The sequence below is a fragment of the Candidatus Njordibacter sp. Uisw_039 genome (assembly GCF_047730075.1).
Taxonomy (GTDB): Bacteria; Pseudomonadota; Gammaproteobacteria; order Pseudomonadales; family Balneatricaceae; genus Njordibacter.
Window position 1 is genome coordinate 2,521,853 of record NZ_CP159831.1, and the last position, 23,061, is coordinate 2,544,913.

25 protein-coding genes and 1 tRNA gene are annotated in these 23,061 nt (G+C 46.0%); 4 read left to right on the forward strand and 22 right to left on the reverse strand.

Annotated elements, in window-relative coordinates; genetic code table 11:
- Positions 1–51 precede the first annotated feature (51 nt).
- Positions 52–807 carry a tRNA (cytosine(32)/uridine(32)-2'-O)-methyltransferase TrmJ gene (gene trmJ / locus ABXT70_RS12020; RefSeq protein ID WP_443640707.1) on the reverse strand — a complete coding sequence of 252 codons (756 nt, stop codon included), beginning with the start codon at positions 805–807 and terminating at the stop codon, positions 52–54.
- 185 nt (positions 808–992) lie between these two features.
- Between trmJ and ABXT70_RS12025 the strand changes: the two genes are divergently transcribed.
- Positions 993–1,781, forward strand: coding sequence for an inositol monophosphatase family protein (locus ABXT70_RS12025; protein ID WP_443640708.1), 789 nt, complete (start codon positions 993–995; stop codon positions 1,779–1,781).
- Positions 1,782–1,892: 111 nt separating this feature from the next.
- On the opposite strand, the gene secF is transcribed toward ABXT70_RS12025, so the two are convergent.
- The 5 genes from secF to queA form a co-directional block, all read right to left on the reverse strand.
- Positions 1,893–2,870 (reverse strand): protein translocase subunit SecF, encoded by a 978-nt coding sequence (secF, locus tag ABXT70_RS12030; RefSeq protein WP_443640709.1) that lies wholly within the window; start codon positions 2,868–2,870, stop codon positions 1,893–1,895.
- Positions 2,867–4,747, reverse strand: coding sequence for a protein translocase subunit SecD (gene secD / locus ABXT70_RS12035; protein WP_443640710.1), 1,881 nt, complete (start codon positions 4,745–4,747; stop codon positions 2,867–2,869). The genes secF and secD overlap by 4 nt, the downstream gene beginning before the upstream one ends.
- Positions 4,748–4,833: 86 nt before the next feature.
- Positions 4,834–5,163 (reverse strand): preprotein translocase subunit YajC, encoded by a 330-nt coding sequence (gene yajC, locus ABXT70_RS12040; protein ID WP_443640711.1) that lies wholly within the window; start codon positions 5,161–5,163, stop codon positions 4,834–4,836.
- 32 nt (positions 5,164–5,195) lie between these two features.
- Positions 5,196–6,308 carry a tRNA guanosine(34) transglycosylase Tgt gene (tgt, locus tag ABXT70_RS12045; protein WP_443642512.1) on the reverse strand — a complete coding sequence of 371 codons (1,113 nt, stop codon included), beginning with the start codon at positions 6,306–6,308 and terminating at the stop codon, positions 5,196–5,198.
- Between the two features lie 14 nt (positions 6,309–6,322).
- Complete coding sequence (gene queA / locus ABXT70_RS12050) at positions 6,323–7,369, reverse strand: tRNA preQ1(34) S-adenosylmethionine ribosyltransferase-isomerase QueA (RefSeq protein WP_443640712.1); 1,047 nt, start codon at positions 7,367–7,369, stop codon at positions 6,323–6,325.
- Between the two features lie 269 nt (positions 7,370–7,638).
- Here queA and ABXT70_RS12055 point away from each other — a divergent pair.
- Positions 7,639–7,723: transfer RNA gene (locus tag ABXT70_RS12055), tRNA-Leu, on the forward strand.
- Between the two features lie 294 nt (positions 7,724–8,017).
- Here ABXT70_RS12055 and ABXT70_RS12060 read toward each other — a convergent pair.
- The 15 genes from ABXT70_RS12060 to ABXT70_RS12130 all read right to left on the reverse strand — a co-directional run bounded on the left by ABXT70_RS12060 (position 8,018) and on the right by ABXT70_RS12130 (position 21,477).
- Positions 8,018–8,407: a RidA family protein gene (locus tag ABXT70_RS12060; protein ID WP_443640713.1), complete on the reverse strand. Its 390-nt coding sequence runs from the start codon at positions 8,405–8,407 to the stop codon at positions 8,018–8,020.
- Between the two features lie 9 nt (positions 8,408–8,416).
- The gene (locus ABXT70_RS12065; RefSeq protein WP_443640714.1) at positions 8,417–8,833 is read right to left on the reverse strand and encodes an acyl-CoA thioesterase; all 417 of its coding nucleotides are present in this window, start codon (positions 8,831–8,833) and stop codon (positions 8,417–8,419) included.
- The gene (locus tag ABXT70_RS12070; RefSeq protein ID WP_443640715.1) at positions 8,833–9,525 is read right to left on the reverse strand and encodes an ABC transporter ATP-binding protein; all 693 of its coding nucleotides are present in this window, start codon (positions 9,523–9,525) and stop codon (positions 8,833–8,835) included. Before ABXT70_RS12070 ends, ABXT70_RS12065 begins: the two co-directional genes overlap by 1 nt.
- On the reverse strand, positions 9,522–10,271 hold the full coding sequence (locus ABXT70_RS12075; protein WP_443640716.1) for an ABC transporter ATP-binding protein: 750 nt from the start codon (positions 10,269–10,271) through the stop codon (positions 9,522–9,524). Before ABXT70_RS12075 ends, ABXT70_RS12070 begins: the two co-directional genes overlap by 4 nt.
- Positions 10,264–11,232, reverse strand: a complete 969-nt coding sequence (locus ABXT70_RS12080) for a branched-chain amino acid ABC transporter permease (protein ID WP_443640717.1) — start codon at positions 11,230–11,232, stop codon at positions 10,264–10,266. Before ABXT70_RS12080 ends, ABXT70_RS12075 begins: the two co-directional genes overlap by 8 nt.
- A 4-nt stretch (positions 11,233–11,236) precedes the next feature.
- On the reverse strand, positions 11,237–12,157 hold the full coding sequence (locus ABXT70_RS12085; protein WP_443640718.1) for a branched-chain amino acid ABC transporter permease: 921 nt from the start codon (positions 12,155–12,157) through the stop codon (positions 11,237–11,239).
- A 55-nt stretch (positions 12,158–12,212) separates the two neighbouring features.
- Positions 12,213–13,352, reverse strand: coding sequence for an ABC transporter substrate-binding protein (locus ABXT70_RS12090; protein WP_443640719.1), 1,140 nt, complete (start codon positions 13,350–13,352; stop codon positions 12,213–12,215).
- Positions 13,353–13,424: 72 nt separating this feature from the next.
- Positions 13,425–15,044, reverse strand: a complete 1,620-nt coding sequence (locus ABXT70_RS12095; RefSeq protein WP_443640720.1) for a benzoate-CoA ligase family protein — start codon at positions 15,042–15,044, stop codon at positions 13,425–13,427.
- Positions 15,041–16,204, reverse strand: coding sequence for an acyl-CoA dehydrogenase family protein (locus ABXT70_RS12100; protein ID WP_443640721.1), 1,164 nt, complete (start codon positions 16,202–16,204; stop codon positions 15,041–15,043). The genes ABXT70_RS12095 and ABXT70_RS12100 overlap by 4 nt, the downstream gene beginning before the upstream one ends.
- Positions 16,205–16,206: 2 nt before the next feature.
- Positions 16,207–17,019 carry an enoyl-CoA hydratase family protein gene (locus ABXT70_RS12105; RefSeq protein ID WP_443640722.1) on the reverse strand — a complete coding sequence of 271 codons (813 nt, stop codon included), beginning with the start codon at positions 17,017–17,019 and terminating at the stop codon, positions 16,207–16,209.
- Positions 17,016–17,474 (reverse strand): MarR family winged helix-turn-helix transcriptional regulator, encoded by a 459-nt coding sequence (locus ABXT70_RS12110; RefSeq protein WP_443640723.1) that lies wholly within the window; start codon positions 17,472–17,474, stop codon positions 17,016–17,018. Before ABXT70_RS12110 ends, ABXT70_RS12105 begins: the two co-directional genes overlap by 4 nt.
- A complete protein-coding gene (locus ABXT70_RS12115; protein WP_443640724.1) occupies positions 17,475–18,227 on the reverse strand; it encodes an SDR family NAD(P)-dependent oxidoreductase in 753 nt (250 codons plus the stop codon).
- A 1-nt stretch (position 18,228) separates the two neighbouring features.
- A complete protein-coding gene (locus tag ABXT70_RS12120) occupies positions 18,229–20,562 on the reverse strand; it encodes a bifunctional salicylyl-CoA 5-hydroxylase/oxidoreductase (protein WP_443640725.1) in 2,334 nt (777 codons plus the stop codon).
- Positions 20,563–21,030: 468 nt separating this feature from the next.
- Positions 21,031–21,339, reverse strand: a complete 309-nt coding sequence (locus ABXT70_RS12125) for a hypothetical protein (protein ID WP_443640726.1) — start codon at positions 21,337–21,339, stop codon at positions 21,031–21,033.
- A 15-nt stretch (positions 21,340–21,354) separates the two neighbouring features.
- Complete coding sequence (locus ABXT70_RS12130; protein WP_443640727.1) at positions 21,355–21,477, reverse strand: hypothetical protein; 123 nt, start codon at positions 21,475–21,477, stop codon at positions 21,355–21,357.
- A gap of 136 nt (positions 21,478–21,613) precedes the next feature.
- Here ABXT70_RS12130 and ABXT70_RS12135 point away from each other — a divergent pair, with 136 nt between their 5' ends.
- Positions 21,614–21,844, forward strand: a complete 231-nt coding sequence (locus ABXT70_RS12135) for a DUF6538 domain-containing protein (protein WP_443640728.1) — start codon at positions 21,614–21,616, stop codon at positions 21,842–21,844.
- Positions 21,845–21,933: 89 nt separating this feature from the next.
- Positions 21,934–22,152, forward strand: a complete 219-nt coding sequence (locus tag ABXT70_RS12140) for a hypothetical protein (RefSeq protein ID WP_443640729.1) — start codon at positions 21,934–21,936, stop codon at positions 22,150–22,152.
- A 226-nt stretch (positions 22,153–22,378) separates the two neighbouring features.
- Here ABXT70_RS12140 and ABXT70_RS12145 read toward each other — a convergent pair whose 3' ends face one another.
- Complete coding sequence (locus tag ABXT70_RS12145; protein WP_443640730.1) at positions 22,379–22,972, reverse strand: DUF938 domain-containing protein; 594 nt, start codon at positions 22,970–22,972, stop codon at positions 22,379–22,381.
- Between the last annotated feature and the right edge of the window lie 89 nt (positions 22,973–23,061).

Below are 23,061 nucleotides of genomic sequence, written 5' to 3' on the forward strand. Positions count from 1 at the left end.
CCTAAGCTGTAGCGTTGCTATATTACTGGGTGCACAGGGATTATATGGTGGCTAACGGAGTTTTTTCAACGTACGTTGTGTGGCAGTTAAGATACCGCGCATAATATTATGCTCAATTCGATCCATCCGAGCACGCACATACAAACGCCTTAACCGCGCCATCAGCTGGCGTGGGCTTTGTGGATCCAAAAACTCCACTTCTACTAAAGTTTCTTGCATGTGCTCAAACAGCTTTTCCATTTGATCATTGGTCGCCAGCTCCTCATCCCATTCAGTCCCCCAAACAGGCGCTGGCGCATCGCCTTTTTGCGCAGCTAACAAAGCCATACGTAACTCATAGGTGATCACCTGCACTGCGGCAGCCAAGTTGAGTGAGCTAAAGTCTTCATGAGAAGGGATATGTACGTGGAAATTACACAAATGTAACTCCTCGTTTGTAAGGCCACGATCTTCACGGCCAAATACAAAAGCAACTTGATGTTTTGGCAGTTCGGCTAAGGCCTGCGCAGCTGTTTGGCGAGGATCCAGCAAAGGCCACGGAATATTGCGACTGCGCGCACTAGTACCTACCACTAAACCACACCCCTCTATGGCTTGTGCTAAGCTGCCAACCACTTGCGCATTTGCCAACACATCTTTAGCACCCGCTGAACGCGCATCGGCTTTACCACTGGGAAACTCTTGCGGGTCAACCAATACCAAATTGTGAATGCCCATGTTTTTCATGGCTCGGGCAACGCCACCAATATTGCCAGGATGTGAAGTATTTACCAAGACAATACGCGCATTGGCCATTAAATTTTGCATGGGAGCCACTAACCTAAAAAATGAATAAATTTTGAAGTTGCGATAATAGCTATATTCCACCATTTTGTCGTGGCTGGAGCGCAATTCTCCAGCCGTAATAGGTTTTTTTTACCACTTTTTTGCTATACTCCGCGCCATCGACGTATTTGCGTCCCGTTCTTTATAAACTTTAAGGTAATTCCCCCATGCTTCCGCTAATTAACATTGGCCTGCGTGCCGCGCGTATCGCTAGCGAACAACTCGTCAGATCAATGGAACGACTAGATCTTATTCACGAAGAAGGCCAGGAGCTCGATGTCCATTTGCGCAAGCAATGTGAAGGTGCAGAACGCACCATTGCCTATGAAATTCACAAGGCCCACCCAGAACAAGGTGTTACTGGCTCTATAGCTGGTGAGATGAATGCGCCAGCAGAAGCACCAAGCAAAGCATGGCGTATAAGTGCTATTGACGGCCTTGACCAATATGCCCATAGCCTACCCATGTTCACCTTGACCATGGCCTGCTACGAAGAGGGAAAATTAGCCCATTCTATTATTATCTGTCCTTCCAGCGGTGAAGAATTCTGCGCCAGCAAAGGCCGCGGCGCTCAGCTTAATGGCCGCCGTATTCGGGCCAGTAAGCGTGCCACACTGAAAGGAGCGCAAATATTCGGTGGTGGTAACCAAAATCGTGAAGACCTAACGGATTTCGATCGTGGCCAAGCCATTTCTCGCAACTTGTTTAGCCAAGGCGCTACCAACTACGCTCAACTGAGCAACAACATGGCATTGGCTTACACTGCCGCTGGCCGCTTAGATGCCTTATGGCATAGCAGTTTAGATGACACTGCAGACGCTGGTTTATTGTTGATATTGGAAGCTGGGGGTTTAGCTGCTGATTTTACTGGCGGTGCTGCCTTGAATAAGGGAGAGCTGGTCTGTGCTAACCCTAAGCTGCTTAAACTCATGCTTAAAACAGTACATAGCGCTTGATTGTAAACCGATAAGCATGTGATCGTGTCGTCACTGAACTCGAAGAGACATGGATTCTTCGCTGCGCTGCCATAGACTTTATTGTCTTTGCTAGCGCAGCGAAGCGATCAACTAAGGCCGCTCTAAGTCCTCATCAAAACCCTCACCCTCTTCGAAGCCTTCACCCTCTTCAAAGCCTTCGCCTTCTATGACTTCTTCTTTAGGCGGAACAATTAGATCTTCTTGGCTAATACCAAGCAACAACAACATGTTGGCCGCTACGTAAATAGACGAGTAGGTTCCCACCAATACGCCAATGATTAATGCAAACGCAAAGCCATGAATCAACTCACCACCAAACAATAATAGCGACATTAACACCAATAGCGTGGTGATGGATGTCACCAAAGTACGGCCCAGTGTCTGTGTGAGGGACTCGTTAATAATTTCAATGGTCGTACCCTTGCGCATTTTACGGAAGTTCTCTCGAATCCGGTCAGACACAACAATAGTATCGTTCAAGGAATAGCCAATGACCGCCAAAATAGCAGCCAATACTGTTAGATCAAAATCCAGTTTAAATAACGAGAAGATCCCCAATACAATAAGCACGTCGTGGACTAAAGCAACCACTGCACCCACAGAGAATTTAACTTGAAAGCGCAGGGCCACGTAGATCATCACAATAGCCAAAGCAAGCAGCATACCTAAGCCACCTTGTTCTGTGAGTTCCTCACCTACTTGAGCGCCAACATACTCAGAACGACGAAGCTCAACCGACGAAGTTGAAGCAGATTGCAAGGCAGTGAGTACTTGCTCACCAACTTTGTCGTTAAATGTTTGCCCAAGACGAACCAGAACATCTTTTTCGGAACCAAAGTTCTGCACCACGGCATCATCAAATCCAGCACCCTGCAACTGATTACGCACATCAACCAAACTAGGTGCTTGCTCATAGCCTACTTCAATTAACGTACCACCAGTAAAATCCAAACCAAACTGTAGCTGGTTAACTGCTAGGGAGACTAATGCACCTAAAACAAGGGCAATGGACATAGCTCCTGCTATTTTACGCAGGGACATAAAGTTAATAATTTTCATGTCGCTCATTTAACTGCTCCCATAAACAAAGGCCATATTTTAATGTCAGTGATTTTTTTGCCACCGTAAACACCATTCACCATGGCACGACTCACCATAATGGCTGTAAACATGGAGGTAACAATACCAATAGATAAGGTTACTGCGAAGCCTTTAACGGGGCCAGTACCGACCGCATATAAGATAACCGCCACCAACAAAGTAGTAATGTTGGCATCGAAAATAGTGCTGAAGGCTCTTTCGTAACCTGCATGGATAGCCGATTGTGGCGCCATACCCGCTTTTAATTCTTCTTTAATACGCGAGAAGATGAGCACGTTAGCATCTACCGCCATACCCACCGTAAGCACAACACCCGCAATACCTGGTAAAGACAGGGTAAAGCCAAGCAAAGACATCACTGCGGCTACTAACAGTAAGTTGAAGGCCAAGGCCACATTGGCAATGACACCAAAGACACTATAAAAAGCCAACATAAACACAACCACAAGAGCTAAACCAATTTGTACAGAGGTCAAACCAAGATCAATATTCTCCTGGCCTAAACTGGGTCCCACGGTACGCTCTTCAACAAAATACATCGGGGCCGCTAAAGAGCCAGCACGCAACAACAAAGCTAATTCGGAAGCTTCACCCGCGCCATCAAGCCCAGTAATACGGAAGCTGTTACCTAAGGCGGTTTGTATAGTGGCCAAAGAAATGATGCTTTTCTCTACATAGGATTGGCGTTGATCAACCAACTGGCCGTCCACTTCCACTACTTTTATACGCGACTTATGCTCTACAAACACCACAGCCATCCGCCGCTTAACGGCATTTCGCGTAATACGATTCATCAGCTTACCACCCTGACTGTCAAGATCGATATTCACTTGAGGCGAGCCAGTTTCATCAAAATTAGATTGGGCATTAGAGACGCTAGTACCACTAATAATGAGGCCTTTTTCTAAGGTTGCTTTACGATTAGGGTCAGACCTAAAGGTAAACTCTTCTGTGGCAACACTAGCGGTGCCCGGCTTGGCTTCAAGTCGGAACTCTAGGTTTGCTGTGGCGCCTAACACGCGCTTGGCTGCAGCTGTATCTTGCACACCTGGTAGCTGCACAACAATACGGTTACGACCTTGGCGCTGCACCAAAGGCTCAGCCACACCCAGTTCATTAACACGATTGCGCAAAGTGGTTAGGTTTTGATTCACAGCGTAATTCTCAATTTCACGAACAGTGGATTCATTAAGGCTAACAAGAAGGTAATAAGCACTGTCTGCGTCTTCAGTACTCATCAAAAATTCATTATAACTAGATTTAAGCTGAGATCGTGCTTGATCTCGAACTTCTGCGTCCATAAATTTAATACGCAAGCTGCCGTCCACTTCGCGAGAAACAGCACGGTAACGTAGTTTTTCAGCACGCAATGAGGTTTTAATTTCACTCACGTATACGTCTAAGCGCTGTGCAACTGCCTGCACCATATCAACTTCAAGCAAAAAGTGTACGCCACCACGCAGGTCCAAACCGAGCTTCATGGGACCAGCGCCTAGGTTGGTTAACCAATCAGGGGTGGTGGGGGCAAGGTTAAGTGCAGTAACGTACTTATCACCTAAAGCATCACTCAAAACTGCTTTAGCATGTAATTGAGACTCGGAATCAGCCACACGCACTAGTACGTTTTTAGCCGTTAACTCAACGCTGATAATATTTAAGTCAGCCTTATCCAAGGCATCAGCTGCTTCATTAAGCACCTGCTCATCAATTAACGTGGCGCTTCTCGCTCCAGAGATTTGTATAGCCAGATCATCTGGGTATAAGTTTGGCAGAGCGTAAAGCCCACCGAGGGCCAAGCCAACAATAATAAGTAGGCTTTTCCATAAGGGATAATGATTTAACACAGGCTTTCCTTGAAAAACGAGTCATAAAAAAAGCCTCATTGCCAGCCACAAACGGCCAAAACAACCAAGGCTTTAACACCACAAAATTAAATAGACTTAATAGTGCCTTTTGGCAACACAGAAGCCACGGCAGCTTTTTGGAAATGAGAATCCACACCATCAGCTAGGGTGATGGTAACAAAATCATCACTCACTTTAGCCACTTTACCAATCATACCGCCGTTGGTTACCACCTCATCACCTTTGGACAAACCGCCCATTAGGTTCTTGTGCTCTTTAGTTCGCTTTGATTGTGGACGCCAAATCATAAAATAAAATACGGCGGCAAAAATCACCATCATAATCACAAGAGAACCTGTATCCCCACCGGCTGCTGCTTCGCCTTCGGCCATGGCTGATTCAATAAAGAAACTCATATTATCTCCAACATTATTAACTAAAAAATAAATTATTTATTTAAAGCAGGCGTAGCTAAACCGCGCTTGCTGTAAAAATCATCGACAAAGTCGTCCAATGTACCCGCTTCCAGTGCTGTACGCAATCCTGCCATGAGCCGCTGATAGTAATGCAGGTTGTGAATGGTATTAAGCTGCGCCCCTAACATTTCACGACACTTATCCAAATGATACAAATAAGCCCGAGAAAAATGACTACAGGTATAACAATCACACTCTTTATCAAGTGGGCCAGGATCAGTCTTATGCACAGCGTTACGAATTTTCACCACCCCATTAGTAATAAACAGGTGTCCATTACGTGCATTACGCGTGGGCATCACGCAGTCAAACATATCAACACCGCGACGCACTCCTTCAACCAAATCTTCTGGCTTACCTACACCCATCAAATAGCGCGGTTTATCTGCAGGCAGTTTAGGCGCCGTATGGGTAAGTACCCGTAACATGTCGTCTTTAGGTTCACCTACAGACAACCCACCAATGGCAAAGCCATCAAAACCTATATCAGCCAATCCCTCGAGGGATTCATCACGCAGATGCTCATACATGCCACCTTGCACTATACCAAACAAGGCCGAAGGGCTTTCTCCGTGGGCGTCTTTACTGCGCTTTGCCCAACGCATAGAGCGGCGCATTGACGTTGCCACCTCGTCTTCAGTAGCTGGGTACGGTGTGCATTCATCAAAAATCATCACCACGTCCGAACCTAATTCTTGCTGCACCTGCATAGATGATTCTGGCGTCATAAAAACGGTATCACCGTTAACGGGTGACTGAAACTTCACACCTTCTTCGTTAATTTTGGCACCCAAGCTAAATACTTGAAAGCCGCCAGAATCCGTAAGAATTGGTTTTTGCCACTGAGTAAAGTTATGCAAGTCACCATGCAGCTTCACCACTTCAGTTCCTGGGCGTAACATTAGATGGAAGGTATTACCTAATATAATTTCCGCACCGGTGGCCTCAATATCTCTAGGCAACATACCCTTTACTGTGCCATAGGTGCCCACAGGCATAAAACACGGAGTTTCTACCGAACCACGGGGAAAACTTAATCGACCACGACGCGCCTCACCACTTTGGGCCAGACGTTCAAACTTCATAAAACAACTGCGACTCATGTCCTCTCCAAAGCAGAAGATTTTGGTGTCACTAACATGGCATCACCATAACTAAAAAAACGATAACCGTGCTCAATAGCTTGGGCGTAAGCATTCATAACACAATCTCGGCCTGCAAAAGCGCTGACCAACATCAACAAGGTCGATTCAGATAAATGAAAATTGGTCAGCAAGGTATCGACACTTTTAAAACCATACCCTGGGTAAATAAATATATGTGTTTCACCCTTAAACGGTGTGATTTCGCCATTAGCACTGGCACTTTCTAGAGCCCTAACGCAAGTGGTACCCACAGCAATGACTCTGCCACCTTTGGCTCTGGTATGTTTCACAGCGTTACAAACTACCGCACCCACTTCCACGATCTCACCATGCATATGATGGTCCTCAAGACGCTCAACCTTCACGGGCTGAAACGTACCCGCACCTACGTGTAATGTAACGTAAGCCAAATTCACACCTTTAGCCGCTATAGCATCCAACAGGGGCTGATCAAAATGTAACCCTGCCGTAGGCGCGGCCACGGCACCATGATATTTGCCAAATACAGTTTGATAGCGATCACGGTCTGCCGTGTCGTCAGGACGGTCGATATAAGGGGGCAATGGCATATGGCCTAAGCGCTGTAATACATCTAACGCAGCTTCACCCTCATCTAGAACGAGTTCAAATAAGGCATCGTGACGCGCAACCATGGTGGCCCACACTTCACCTTCTAACAATAATCGAGCACCTACCTTAGGAGATTTACTCGCACGTACATGGGCTACAAAGTTACGCTGGCCCAGAAGTCGCTCAACCAACACTTCGATCTTGCCACCAGACTCTTTCGCACCGAACAAGCGTGCAGGGATAACCTTAGTATTATTCAATACTAACAAATCATCCGCCTGAATAAATTCAAGCAAATCAGTAAAGCCACCGTGGGATACTGCGCCAGATTCACCATGCAACTGCATCAACCGACTCGCCGTGCGTTCCGGAGCTGGGTAGCGAGCAATAAGCTCATTAGGGAGATGAAAACTAAAATCAGAAACTTGCATGAGGTCTTGATGGGGGCTGTTGGTGAAAATCCCAAGGCCTAGGTCATTCGGCCTGCCATAATAACAAAATAGGCAGCTGCAGCACAGGCGTATTTGGCGTTTCTTTGAGGCATTAGAATTTGAACCTCACATTTGGACTATGAAATGCTCATATTTTATAGTCATCCTCTTTAGTGATCCAACCCATGGTTAATTGATCAAAAACAAGATAAATAGTTATCGAAGCGTTGACGCTAAAAGATAACTCTGTATAATCCGCCCCTCAATGTGCCAGTGTGGTGAAATTGGTATACACGACGGATTCAAAATCCGTTGCTTAACGGCGTGACGGTTCGAGTCCGTCCACTGGTACCACGCATATTGTATTAAAGATCAACAACTTATATGGTGTTGATCTTTTTTTGTCTTGAGTTTCTTGTAAGAAATCCATGTCACAGTCATGTCACACTTGTTAGATTAAACTGACACCACAGAGACTGTGCTGGCGCTAGGCGCGTCAGGGCAGTCAGGGGTGTCGCACTGAAAACACTACATTCCTTCACACACACCCGTACCTTCCGTACAACACACAAACAGCATCTCTTTATATATTAATATCCAATTTACCCCTGACACCCTTGAGTTCACTGCCCGCTGTAGAGATGTTAATTATTCGACGACTGCAGTCGCTTCGATTTCAACCAGAGCTTGGTCCTCAATAAGATCTGCAACTTGCACCATAGTCATGGCAGGAAAGTGACGACCAATAACCTTTCTAAAAACATCTCCTAGGGCCTTTTGATGCTTCAGGTACACTTGTTTATCCACTACGTACCAGGTTAAGCGAACCAAATGTTCTGGCTTGGCATTGGCTTGAGCGAGCACTTCAACAATGTTCATTAACGTTTGCTCGCATTGAGCCACAAAGTCTTGAGTTTCGAATATCTGATTTTCATTCCAGCCAATTTGCCCACCAACAAAAATTTGCTGACCTTGAGACATAACACCGTTAGCGTAGCCTTTGGCTGGTTTCCAGTGAGGAGGATTAAGTAATTTCATGTTATTTCCTTATGAATAAGTATCAGTTAGTTTGTTGAAGTTTGAGTGCTCACTCCAAGGCGTTGGGCGCCCATTTTTTTGCTCAACAAGCACCAAGGTTGTTTCGTTGGTGAGGCGAAGTTGTTCATCACAACTCGCGGAAATATTCAATTGTAAGCTGGTGTTACCACACGTACGCACCTCCATCTGAAAAATCAAACGATCTCCTAAGTGACTAGGTGCGTGGAACTTGGTTTCGGTTGCTACTGTGGGCACACTCAGGCCAAGCTGCAAGTGCATTTCGTTAAAAGGCACCTCTACTTCTTGTTCAAACCATGTTTCAACACAGGCATTAATCATTTCAAAATAACGTGGGTAGAATACCATTCCAGCAGGGTCACAATGCTGGAATAATACGCGGTGGTGGAATTTGAAAGGTGTCATCATTATATCCCTAAATAACGGTCACGAAGATCCGCGTTAAGTTCCTCCGGTGCCCCTTGCCATACAGTGGAGCCCCTTTCAAGAAGCACGCATAAATCGGTTATGGGCAACAACTCTGCAAGCGATTTATCAATTAACAAAATTGATTGACCAGCATCTTTTAAGCTAGCCACAATGTGCCAGATTTCTTGCCTTATAACAGGAGCTAAGCCCTCCGTGGCCTCGTCTAGAATGAGTAGTTTAGGGTTGGTTAATAGCGCCCGACCGATGGCTAACATTTGTTGTTCACCACCGGATAAGGTGTTGGCGTACTGGTCTAGACGTTCCTTCAATCGCGGTAACAAACCACACACTTTTTCTAGGGTCCACTCTCCTTGTGTCGCTGCCACTAAGAGATTTTCACCCACTGTTAAATTAGCAAAACATCGACGCCCCTCCGGCACTAAACCAATACCTAGGCGGGCAATTTTATAACTAGCCATTTGACCACAATCATGGCCGTTAAAATGAACCTCCCCAGAGGTGCAACCCAAGAGTCCACATACCACATTCACAGTGGTGGTTTTTCCCATACCGTTACGCCCCATTAGAGCAACAACTTGGCCTGGAAGAATGGTTAAGTTGACGTCAAATAAAGCCTGAGCAACACCGTAATGCGCAGTAAGCTTTAATACTTGGAGTAGCGGCTGAGTCATGGGGCCACTCCCAAGTAAGCGGTTTGCACTTGCTCATTATTGCGTATGCTATCCACGCTTCCAGTGGCAATGATACGACCGTAGTCCAGCACTGTAATACGGTCGGCAAGAGCAAATACTGCAGCCATATCATGTTCTATTAGTAAAATAGGGGCTTGTAGACGCATTTCCTTTAATCTTTCTATAAGATTTTTGACCCCAGCAGGATCCATGCCAGCCATAGGTTCATCCAGTAAAAATGCCTTCGGTTCTAATGCCAACGCCATAGCAATTTCCAATTGCCGCCTTTCTCCATGTGATAGAGCTGATGCTGGTAGGTGGTGGCGTTCTGATAGTCCCACTTGCTCTAGATAGTTGTGGGCTTGCGCTAATAACCTCTGATCGTCTCTGACAGCAGCAAAAAAACTAAAACTAGAGCCACTGCGGGCCTGCACAACTAAGAGCAAGTTATCGACACAGCTATACTCCATGATCAAAGAAGATACTTGAAAAGTTTGGGCTAAGCCCGACTTGGCTCTGTTAGCGGGGGATAATTGATTGATGGCTTGACCCAAAAAACGAATCTGACCCTGATCAGGTTGAATGTAACCCGTTATTTGTTTAATAAGTGTGGATTTTCCGGCACCATTGGGACCAATCAAGGCATGAATTTCGCCAAAATTAAGCGTCAGGCTAAGGTCTTGTGTAGCTTGAATAGCGCCAAAGCTTTTGCTTAAATTGGTGATTTCTATTACAGGGTTAGGCATTTTTTTGTTCTCTGCTTAATAAGCCGATTAGGCCACCTCTAGCGAACAGCACCACACCAAGTAATAGCAGGCCTAAGAAAAACTGCCAATACTCTGTCCACCCCCCAAGGAGGGCCTCGCAAAGGATAAATAAACCAGCCCCTGCCAAAGGTCCGTAAAGCCGCCCCAAGCCGCCCAAAATAACAAAAATCATAATTTCACCCGAGGTGTGCCAAGAAAACATGGTAGGACTCACAAAACGGTTGAGGTCGGCAAACAGGGACCCCGCTAATGCGGTAATAGTGGCGGAGATGACGAACGCAGTCAGTTTGATGCCCAAGGGGTTGATGCCAATAGAGGTAACCCGAGTTTCATTTTGCCGCAAGGCTTGCAATGCATTGCCAAAACGTGAATTCTGTAATCGAGACACCCCCCACAAAGTGATTAATAGCAGCGTGCAGCAGATCATAAAGAACTGTATTGGCTGGAGCGTATTGAGGCCCGGAAAACCATTACGTACATAGATGGGTAATCCATCTTCGCCGCCATAAGTGGGCCAAGAAATGGAGAAATAGTAGATCATCTGAGCAAACGCCAAAGTGATCATAATAAAATAAACACCGCTGGTGCGTAAGCTGAGCAAGCCAATAAAAACTGCAACTATAGCTGCAATTAACATCGCTAGCGGCCAAATAATGAGCATGTGGGTGGTGCCCATAAAACCACTAATTATAGGTTCGGAGTTGAACGCATGGCTTGCGAGAATTCCGGTGACGTAGCCACCTATACCAAAGAAAGCGGCATGACCAAAAGAAACCATACCTCCTAGGCCTAAGGCAAGATTCAAGCCAACACCAGCTAAGGCCAAGATAGCGATTCGAGTTGCCAGCGATACATAATAGGGTTCGTCTAGCCAATGGGCCAACCAAGGCAGCCCTACTAAAAGAGCTATCATGATTCGGTTTAGATATTTCTCTGACATATAATTATCCATGAGCAGGGAACAAACCTTGGGGTTTGAATATTAAGATTATGATCATTAACAGATAGATGGCAATAGAGGCCAGTGCCGCCCCCAAGGTATTAGCAAAGACTGGATCTAGTATCAATTGCAACAGCTGGGGTAAGTAACCACGGCCCAAAGTATCAACCATGCCTACAATAATGGCCCCAACTAAGGCTCCTCTAATAGATCCAATCCCCCCAATAACTACCACTACAAAGGCGAGGATCAGCACAGGTTCACCCATGCCGATATCCACTGATTGAATGCTTCCTACTAAGGCTCCAGCAAAGCCAGCCAGCGCGGCTCCTAGGGCAAATACTAACGTGAAAATTAAGCTAATATTTATACCCAAGGCTGCCGTCATTTGACGATCTGCAGCACCGGCACGAATTCGCATACCGATACGGGTTTTGTTGATCAGTAGGTAAATTCCTACGGCCGTCAGTAACCCTAATACAATAATAAAAAGTCTATATCTAGAATATTGCAGTACGCCAAACAGATTGATTGCACCATAAAATATTTCAGGTACATCAAGGTATAAAGGATATGATCCGAACAGCCATCGCATGGCTTCGGAACTAATTAAAATAAGAGCAAAAGTGGCGAGGACCTGATCAAGGTGTTCCCGCTGATACAAGCGTCTCATGACGCCAATCTCAATAAGCGCACCAGCTGCTGCTGCAACTACCACGCTGGCCACAAGGCCAAGCGTAAAAGAGCCAGTCCAACTGGCAACAGCAGCACAAGCAAAGGCGCCTATCATATACAAAGAACCATGGGCCAAGTTAATCAGGCCCATAACACCAAAAATAAGGGTTAACCCTGCCGCCATTAAGAATAGCATGATGCCTAACTGTAAACCGTTGAGGCATTGCTCTAAGAACAGAATGGCACCCATACTAGTGTCTCCATAATAAAGCGGCACTGATGTGCCGCTTGCGGTTCAGTAAAAATTACAGCGCGCAGTCTGCTGCGTACGCATCTTGGTGGTCCTTCAGAGCTACGCCAATGATTTTGTTGGTTAGCACATCACCTTGCATCACCACCTCACGCACATATATGTCCTGAATAGGGTGTTGATTGTTACCAAAGCGGAAGTTGCCGCGCACTGAATCAAACTGAGCCGACCTGATAGCTGCTCTAAAAGCATCCTTATCGTTAATGTCGGAAGACTGCATGGCAGACAAGATCAGATTAGCAGTATCGTAGCCTTGGCTTGCGTACAAGGAAGGAAGTCGACCATAGGCGCTTTCAAAGTCAGCAACAAAAGTTTTATTCGCGGCGTTGTCTATATCTTTATTCCACTGTGAGGAGTTTCTGACACCTAAGGCAGACTTGCCCACGGCCTGAAGAATACCTTGATCAAAGGAGAACGCTGGACCCATCAATGGTATGGTCATACCTGCTTGAGAGTATTGCTTCATAAAGGAGATACCCATACCTCCTGGAAGGAAAAAGAAAACGCTATCGGCACCGGATGCTCTAATTTGAGCAATTTCGGCTGCATAATCGGTTTGACCCAGCTTAGTATAAAGCTCCCCTGCTAGCTGCCCTTGATAGAATCGCTTGTAGCCCGTTAATGCATCCTTACCGGCAGGATAATTAGGTGCCAAAATAAAACTATTTTGGTGCTCTTCACCGTTAGCATAGCTACCCATGGCTTCATGTAAATTATCATTTTGCCAAGCCACGTTAAAATAGTTTTTGTTGCAACCTTTGCCCGCTAAAGCAGATGGTCCTGCGTTAGGTGACAAATATAGTATGCCCTGGTTAACGCTACTTGGCACCACGGCCATGGCTAAGTTTGACCAAATGATGCCGGTAAGAATATCAACCTTATCTTTTTGGATCATTTTATCGGCAATTTGAACAGCCAGTGAAGGCTTGCGACCATCATCTTCGATGATAACCTCTAGGTCACTGTTATTTGCCTTATTGACAGCTAACATAAAGCCGTCTCGCACATCTACACCTAGGCCGGATCCTCCACCAGACAACGTGGTGATCATTCCGACTTTAACTGGACTAGCTTCAACTTGTGGCGCTAAGCACAAGGCCGCACTTAACATACTGGTAATCAATTGCTTTTTCATAGCAGAACTCCCTATTTTGGTTTTATTTTTAGACCTGCGGCGACCCTAGTAACTATAAGTTACTATAAGTTACTACAAGACTTTTAATTTGAAACGTTGGATTTTTCCTGTTTCAGTTTTGGGTAGCGCATCAATAAAATGCACTAACCGGGGATACTTATAAGGTGCAATGGTGTTTTTGACATAGTCTTGCAGCTTCAGTATTAGCTCATCGGAAGCTTGGTAAGTTTCATTTAGTACAATATAGGCATTCACAAGTTGGCCACGGTGCTCATCTGGGGTACCAATAACCGCACATTCAGACACGGCTTCATGGCCTAGTAAGCAGTCCTCCACTTCTGGCCCAGCGATGTTATAGCCAGAAGATAGGATCATGTCATCGGTACGTGCTGCAAAGTGAAAGTAGCCATCTTTGTCTTGAAAAAATGAGTCACCTGTAAGGTTCCAGCCATCAACCACATAGTTAGCTTGGCGCTCATCATTCAAATATCGGCAACCCGTTGGACCGCGCACAGCAAGCTTCCCTACCTCGCCTCGAGGCATTTCTTGCATGTGTTCATCTACTATTTTTGCCTGGTAACCACTGATAGGCTTGCCGGTACAGGCAGGATGAGCGTCGCCAACACGGTTGGACATAAAAATATGTAACATTTCTGTGGCGCCAATGCCATCGAGCATTGGTTTCCCAGTTTTGGCTTGCCAATCCTCAAACACAGAAGCAGGTAATGTTTCACCTGCAGACACAGCAATCCTCAGACTAGACAAATCTGCTCCTTCGTCCATAGCGTTTAACATCACACGATAGGCTGTCGGGGAAGTGAAACAGATAGTTGCCTTGTAGGTTTCAATAATATTGATCATCTCCTTTGGCGACGCAGTTTCCAGCAAAATAGCAGTGGCACCAAAACGTAATGGAAAAATTGCCAAACCACCTAGACCAAAGGTAAATGCTAAAGGAGGTGATCCTACAAATACGTCATCTGGTGCCACTTGCAGTATTTCACGAGCGTAGCCATCCGCAATAATAAGTAAGTCGCGATGAAAGTGCATAGTAGCTTTTGGTTTACCTGTCGTCCCTGAGGTAAAGCCTAATAAAGCCACATCGTCTGCACTAGTGGCAACAGCCTGAAAGCGTACAGGTTTATTGAGCGCCGCTCGGTCTAATTCAGCATCAAAATTCGCTGTACCATCAAAACCAACGACTTGCTGTAATATATCGCTGGTTTGGGCACAAATGTCCATTTCATCCATTAAGCGAGTGTCACATAAAGCCAGTTTAATATTTGCCAGATCAACAATTTGACTGAGCTCACCTGCTCTAAGCAACGGCATAGTATTCACCACCACTGCCCCTGCTTTTGTTGCGGCTAGCCAACAAGCCACAAGTGCAGGATTATTCGCGGCCCGTATCAATATGCGATTACCTGATTGAATGCCGTAATCATCCACCAAAGCATGAGCTAAACGATTGGTCCAATCAGAGAGTTCTTTATAGGTACGCATACGACCATTACCGATTAACGCAACATGATCACCAAATCCTCGTTCAACCATGTTGTCGGTAAGCTCCACAGCAACATTGAGTTGTTGAGGATAGGCATATTGGTTAGCATTGAGCTCAGGCCATTGGTGCTTAGGCGGTAAATTGTCACTAGAAAAAGTATCCACATGGCCAGAAGTTAATAATGTCATGAACGTGCTCCTGCTTGTAATTGCTTGGCAATAATTATCTTTTGTACATCTGTGGCGCCTTCATAAATGCGCAAAGCTCGAATTTCCCGATATAAGCACTCTACCGTAGCGCCAGTTCTTACCCCTTCTGCACCATGAATTTGTACTGCTTGATCAATCACCTTTTGGGCCATTTCTGTTGCATAAAGTTTGGCCATAGCCGCTTCTTTAGACACCCTAAGTACACCTTGATCTTTGGTCCATGCTGCGCGATAAACCAGCAATGCCGCCGCATCAATTTGTGTGGCCATATCCGCCAAGTGCCCTTGCACCATTTGTAGGTCGTTTAATGGGGCACCAAACAAGCGTCTGTTTTGGCTGCGTTCTAAGGATTCATGTAATGCTCGCCGGGCCATGCCCACAGCCGCAGCACCAACGCTTGAGCGGAAAATATCGAGCACAGACATAGCCACTTTAAAACCATCTCCAGCTTGGCCAAGTAACTGACTCGCATTAACCGTTACATTGTTAAACGACAGCCTAGCTAGCGGGTGAGGAGCAATGGTATGTAATCGCTCTGCTACTTTGAGACCAGGACTATCAGTTGCCACTAAAAATGCGGACAGGCCTTTGGCACCTGCTGCTTCTCCAGTGCGTGCAAAGACGCAATATACATGGGCAATGCCACCGTTAGAAATCCAGGTCTTTTCACCGTTAAGTATGTAGTGATCACCATCGAATGTGGCACTTAACTCGATATTAGCGACATCGGAACCAGATTGTGGTTCGGTTAGAGCAAATCCTGCTAGGACCTCACCCGCCCGGGTTTTATACAGCCATTGCTGCTGGTCTTTGGTACCAAAGAGGCTAATTGCGCCTGTACCGAGGCCTTGCATGGCAAAGGCAAAATCAGCTAAGGCGTCATGCCGCGCCAAGGTTTCACGGATTAGGCACAAACTACGCACATCTAGCGCCTGTACCGAGGATATCTCAGGATCAATGGCGCTGTGTGTAAGCCAGCCTCCATCGCCTAACATTTGCACCAACTTGATGCAGGCCTGATCAATATCGCTATGATCAACTGGCAAGTGGGTCTCGCACCAAAGCTCTAGCTGTAAGGCCAGTTGGCGGTGATGAGCGTCAAAAAATGGCCAGTTTAGAAAACTAGTGTCGCGTTGCATGATCAATCACCCTCGAAGCAAGGTTTCTGCTTGTTGATAAACGCCTTATAGGCACGGCTGAAATCTTTCGTTTGCATGCACAGTGCTTGTGCTTGTGCTTCGGCTTCGATGGCTTGCTCGGGCGCCATATTCCATTCGTGATTAAGTTGGGTTTTTGTCATCATATGGGCGAAACTGGGTCCCTCAGCGATTTTCTTCGCCATTTTACAGGCTACTCCCTTTAGCTCTTCAGCTGCCACAATTCTGCTGTAAAACCCCCAACGTTCGCCTTCTTCTGCGCTCATCATTCTTCCTGTAAAGAGCAAATCGGCGGCTCGAGATTGACCAATAATACGCGGTAAAATGGCGCAAGCTCCCATGTCACATCCACCCAACCCCACCCGTGTAAAGAGAAAGGCTGTTTTCGCTTCAGGTGTTGCTATACGCATGTCGCTGGCCATTGCAAGGATAGCTCCAGCACCAACGGCAACACCATCAACAGCTGCAATAATGGGTTTTCCACAAGCAAGCATGGATTTAACTAAGCCACCCGTCATACGGGTGAATCGCAGCAAACCTTTGGTATCCATGTCTAACAAAGGGCCAATAATGTCGTGTACATCACCACCGGAGCAAAAGTTGCCCCCATTAGACAATATGACAATGGTTTTGATGGCGTCTTGCTGCGTCACTATGAGAAACAGCGTTGTAAGTTCGGCATAGCTGTCGAATGTGAGTGGATTCATACGCTCTGGCCGATTAAGGCGTATATAGCCGATGCCCTGGTCACAATGCCAGTGGAAATGGTGGGCTGTAAAGTTGTCTAACTCGCTCATGGTTGTGTCACTCCAAACTTAGTAAGTTTTTCTAGTAGTGAAATTAGCGTGGCTGAATGCTCAGTGCTTAAGGGGGTCATAATGTCATCGATCCATTGTGCGTGGAGTTGAGCCAAGTGTTCAAATTCTTTTTTTCCATTTGGAGTAAGGCAAACCTTTTGAGCGCGGCGATCTAGAGAATCTTGTGCGCGCTCAATCATCCCATCCTCAACCAGACGATTAACAATGCCAGTAGTGTTACCGTTGGACACCTTCAAAAATCTAGACAGTTGAGACATTCGTAGGCCGTCAGGGTGATGATCCAGTGCTGCCATGACATCAAACCTTGGCAAGGTGGTACCACACTCTCGCCTTAGCCGTTCTCGTAACATGGCCTCAACATTACTACTGGTTTTGAGTAGTTTCAGCCATACTCGAAGATGTTGGCGTGTATTATCTGCATAGTAATTAACCACCTATAGTGCACCTCCGTCCAACCTCAAAGCGTGGCCATTGCAGGCCGCGGTCTGACACATAAATACCACTGCAGCAGCCACTTCCTCTGTTTGAGTAAACCGGCCAATGGGGTTGTCTTTAAGAAGCTGCTGCTCCGCCTGTTGGCGATCAACAGAAGTAGCCTGCATGATCTGCTCGATACTACGCTGAAGCATAGGGGTGTCGGTAAATCCCGGACACACTGCGTTAGTAGTGATGTTTTTTGGCCCCAGCTCAATTGCCAAAGACTTGACCAAACCAATGACCCCGTGTTTGGCGGCGCTATAGGCAGAGGCATATTTGTAACCCCTCAGCCCTGCAGTGGAAGACACTGCAATTAGGCGGCCAACCCCTTGTGCTAATAGGTCGGGTAGAACCGCTTGAAAGGTATTGAAACACCCGTTAAGGTTAACGCCCATAGCATCTTGCCAGTCTTGTTGAGACAGCTTGATGAATGGACGAGCTTCGGCACTGCCCGCATTGGCTATAGCAATAGAAAACGGTCCGAACTTGTCACGTGCTTTACTCAATGCGGCATCTAAGGATGCTCTGTCAGTCACATCACATATCACAAACTGCGCGTTACGTAAGCTGGCCGCTAATTGTTTCAGCGGGGCCTCATTACGGCCACACAAAGTAAGCCAGCATCCTTGTGCATCCAGTTGTTGGGCGATAGCAAGGCCTACGCCTGAACCTGCGCCCGTCACTAGGGCGTGCTGATCCATTAAATTCATATTATTCCTTGCCTTTATCTGAAGTAGGTATTGAGCTAGCTTGTAATGCTTTTTGAGCTTCAATCTGGGCTAAGCGATGGAACTGGTCCTTACCTGGCCCATAAGGTAATGGCCATTGTTGTTCTTCATCACCCAGTTGTGCAGCTGCATGATGAGTCCAATTAGGGTTTGCAAGATGAGGACGAGCCAAACAAACCAAATCGGCACGGCCAGCCATAAGAATTGAATTGGCATGATCAGCTTCGAATATATTACCCACAGCCATGGTTGGTATGTCCGCCTCATGACGAATTTGATCAGCAAATGGCGTTTGGTACATACGCCCATAAACTGGTTTAGCTTGTTTGCTGGTTTGACCACTGGAAACATCGATTATGTCGGCTCCAGCTTCTTTAAACGCCTTAGCAACAGCCACTGCTTGTGAAGGATCCATGCCCATGCCTTCCACCCAATCATGAGCAGAAATACGCACTGACATAGGCATATCTTTGGGCAACACGTCTCTAATTGCAGTAAACACACGCAAAGGAAACCGGAGACGATTCTCCAAACTACCACCGTATTGATCTTCTCGTTCATTGGTTAGAGTAGTGATGAATGAAGACAATAAGTAACCATGAGCGCAGTGTAATTCAACCATATCAAAACCCGCTTCAAGGGCCATTTTGGCTGCTAAAACAAAGTCATTTAGTACTTGGCACATCATGACTTCAGTCATGGCCGATGGCGTTTGATTGCCTGCCGACCAAGCCACTGCGGAGGCTGCTTTTAGCGGCCAATTATTATTGAACTTATCACTAACGAGAGGAGCGTCCATTTTTTCCCAACCACGCTGGGTAGAGCCTTTAGGGCCGGCATGGCCAAGCTGTACACAAATTTTTGCTGCACTTTCTTGGTGTACAAAGTCGGTCACCCTGCGCCACGCAACACCATGCTCGGGCGCATAAAGGCCAGGACAGCCTATAGTGATACGAGCATCAGCGCTGGTGCATGTCATTTCCACATAGACCAGCCCTGCACCACCTTTGGCTAGGCTGCCATAATGCACCAAGTGCCAGTCTGTAGGACAACCCTCTTCGGCTTTGTATTGTGCCATTGGAGACACCACAATCCGATTGATAAGCTTAAGCCCACGCAACTTAAAGGGTGTAAAAATCGGACTGCGCTCAGTGACAAGGTTGTTACCTTGATGTTGAAACCATTGTTCTGCATCGGCTAACCACTTCGGATCACGAAGGCGCAGGTTTTCGTGGCTAATACGCTGTGATCGAGTGAGTAGCGCGTAACTAAACTGTACTGGGTCTAAATCTAGGTAACGTTCTATCTGCTCAAACCACTCCATAGAATTACGTGCCGCAGACTGTAAACGTAGCACCTCTAGGCGGCGATCATTTTCATACTTAGTGAAGGCATTGCGTAAGTCGGCTTCTTGCTCTATATAGTCTGCCAAGGCAATGGCACTGTCGAAGGCTAGTCGGCTTCCAGAACCAATAGAAAAATGAGCTGTTGCCGCTGCATCTCCCATGAGTACTAAATTTTTGTGCGACCAGCGATTGCACATAACACGAGGAAAGTTGATCCATGCCGATCCACGAATATGCTTGGCATTGGTCATTAGGCTATGTCCGCCTAGATGTTCTTTGAAAATATCCTCACAAATTGCAATTGATTCTTGTTGCGTCAGGTTCGCAAAACCAAATTTTTCAAAGGTGGTTTTACTACATTCCACAATAAAAGTGGCAGTGTCATCACTAAATTGGTACGCATGTGCCCAGACCCATCCGTGTTTTGTTTTTTCAAAAATGAAAGCAAATGCATCATCAAATTTTTGATGAGTACCCAGCCAGATAAAATGGCATAGGCGCTCATCAATTTGTGGCTCAAATACTGTAGCAAATTGAGTTCTCGCCTTGGACCTTAAGCCGTCTGATGCAACCACAAGATCATAGCTATCCATGTAGTCTTCATACTTTCCCGCTTCAGCTTCAAAGCGTAATTCAACACCTAGTTCCTGCGCCCTGTGCTGCAGTATTTGTAACAACTTCATGCGGCCAATACCACAAAAACCATGCCCGCCGGAAACCGAGCGCACGCCATCTTTAACAACTGCCACATCATCCCAGTAGGCAAACTCACCACGAATCGCTTGAGCACTAATGGGGTCGTTACGATCTACATTGGAGAGAGCCTCATCTGATAACACAACACCCCAACCAAAGGTATCGTCTGGCCGATTTCTTTCAATCACCAAAATCTGATGACTGGGATTGCGCAATTTCATACTGATGGCAAAATAAAGACCTGCTGGGCCGCCTCCGATACATGCTATTTTCATGAGTGTGTGCCTTAAAATCAGATCTTCATATATTTACTTTAAGCTTAAATTATATTATTTTAGGCTTAAAGTAAACGGCTAACTCACAAATTATTTGAACACGACGAGCGTGGTCAAAAGTGATTATGGTTAATATACTGGAATAAATTTCATTACTAAGACACCATATACCAGAGCAATAAACTAAACTGAATATCGGCCCCTATATAGGTTCCCTTATGCAGAGAAGGGGGTCTTCCCCGATTCTACTTTACGGATCCGAGATCTACGTTTAAAAGTTTGGAACCTTGTTTTAAGGGAGAATGGGGTGTAATTTCGTCTGCGCAGTAGTCTGTGTCTGCATCTTAAGGGCGCTAACGCGCCCCTCGTCGCTTCCGCGCCTATGAGTCTGCAGACAGTCCAAGGCATAGGGGACCATAAAGCACCGATGGTGTTTGCACTGAAAGCTTCACGGCAAGCCGCTCAACGTTAAGCGCAGCTATTAACAGCAGATAACTGTGCTATTCTGTCAGCCCCTAATAACTTAACCAGGTCAGCATCGCTCATGGAGCGCAAGTTGGCGGTGGTGTAGCCTGAGCTATTGACCGATTTGGTAACCTGGGTAAGCCCATGCAACCTCATCTGGCTTTGTACAGCGATCAAAAACTCACTAGCGGTCAATGAAGAGAGCTTTGCTTGCTCATGGTCCCAGTGACAGCGCCGTAGCGTATACGCAGCGTCTTTATCGAGTTGAAGCCGCTGATTAGCGGACCATTCCTTCATTTTCGGATGGTTCATCAACTTATGTGCCGATTACCGCGCACCCCTGACATTAGGACCAACCACACGTCGGTAAGCCTCAGCCGCGTTTGTGGGATCTTTAATCATCTCGGCAGCAAAGCGGGTTTGTAGCTGTGTAAGTTTTATTGCTGACATACGGATCACCTCAAAGTGCTGCTATTACTGGAGGACGCGAGTCCGGGCACTGGTAGCACATATTCTTGGAAAATCCGGTAACCTATTAATATACATTAAGAATATCTATCTTCTAATTATCATGAGAACCGCTACCATGCACCATGAATATTCTTACATTGTCCTCCCTAAATACACTTATTATTACTCGCTTAGAGTCCCGTTGGACATACGTGGACAATATAAGACCAAGCGTATTGCAGTAAGCCTTCGCACTCACTCTAAACGCGCAGCCTTAAGAGGCTCACAACAGGTCAGCATTCAGTTGGAAAACCACTGGAGTGCAATCCGAGTACAGCAAACTGATAGAATGCCCATAATTTGCTAATCACAGGCATATTGCTATGATGTCCCTAGTCAATATGCTAATCATTAGCTTGGCTAAAATAATAATAACGAACTGTTAAGGGGAAATTTATGATGGATGGTATAGTAAGTAGTATTAGAAAATTAACTGAAGCGGGCATCGCACTTGTTGCTTTAGCGATCGTTTTAGAGGTAATTTTTGGTGCTAATGTGGCATTCGTAGGTGTTGGTGTTGTTGATAATGTTATCAGCATTATTAGCACATTAGGCGGTGAAGGGTTGATAGGTTTAGCCTCAATCGCAATTATTTACTCTCTATTCAACAGATAATACAGAACCATTGGTTCTATAAAAGCCCACATATATGTGGGCTTTTATTATTCTATGGTCAGCAAATCATCCCCACTAGTGTGGAGGTTCTGTGAACCCTAGCATTCGACACCTTCTACGGGACGACTGATCGACAGGATGACCTAAAATTCAGCATCAAGTCTGATGGCCTTTATCCACATGTTAGCGGACTATCCTTCAAACTGAGGAACTTTTGCAATCAATATCAAATCTTTTGCCAGACGATTAGTCGATTATTGGCGGGCATTGGATTATCTTCCCGAAGTACCAGTCCAGCTTCAGTAGCCAAGCCATTAATATCATGAAACTCTCTAATACCCTGATGGGCAAATTGCTGCTGTAGCCTATAATTAAATGCAATATTAGTCTTCGCATCCAACACGCCTAAATATTTCATTGGTCCATAGAGACAAAACACACCACCAGATACAAGCCGTTCACCGATGCCAGAAATCATAGCAGCCACAGCTTCCCAAGGCATTATATGGGCGGTATTGGCAGAGTAAATAGCATCGTAGTGAGCTGTTGGCCAGTGGTCATTCAGCACATCTAATAGGATAGGAGGGAGTAGATTGGGTGCCGGATAGTCGTTCATCCACCACTTAATACCGGCGTGATTTTGTTCTCGGTCACTCATTTGCCAACTGAGGTGTGGCAGCTTTCTAGCAAACCAAACCCCATGCTGGCCTGTTCCACTGCCGATCTCGAGAACACTTTTCTTATCAGCAAAAACTCGCTCCAAAATCCCACAGATGATCTCTTGATTATTAGCGCAAGCTTGTGAAAAGGGCTTAGCCATAGGTTTTATAGTCTCTGAAACATAGGCATTATTATAGTTAGCAACTGTGGCTTCATTTCCAAATAGTAATGAACAACTTTTAACTTAGT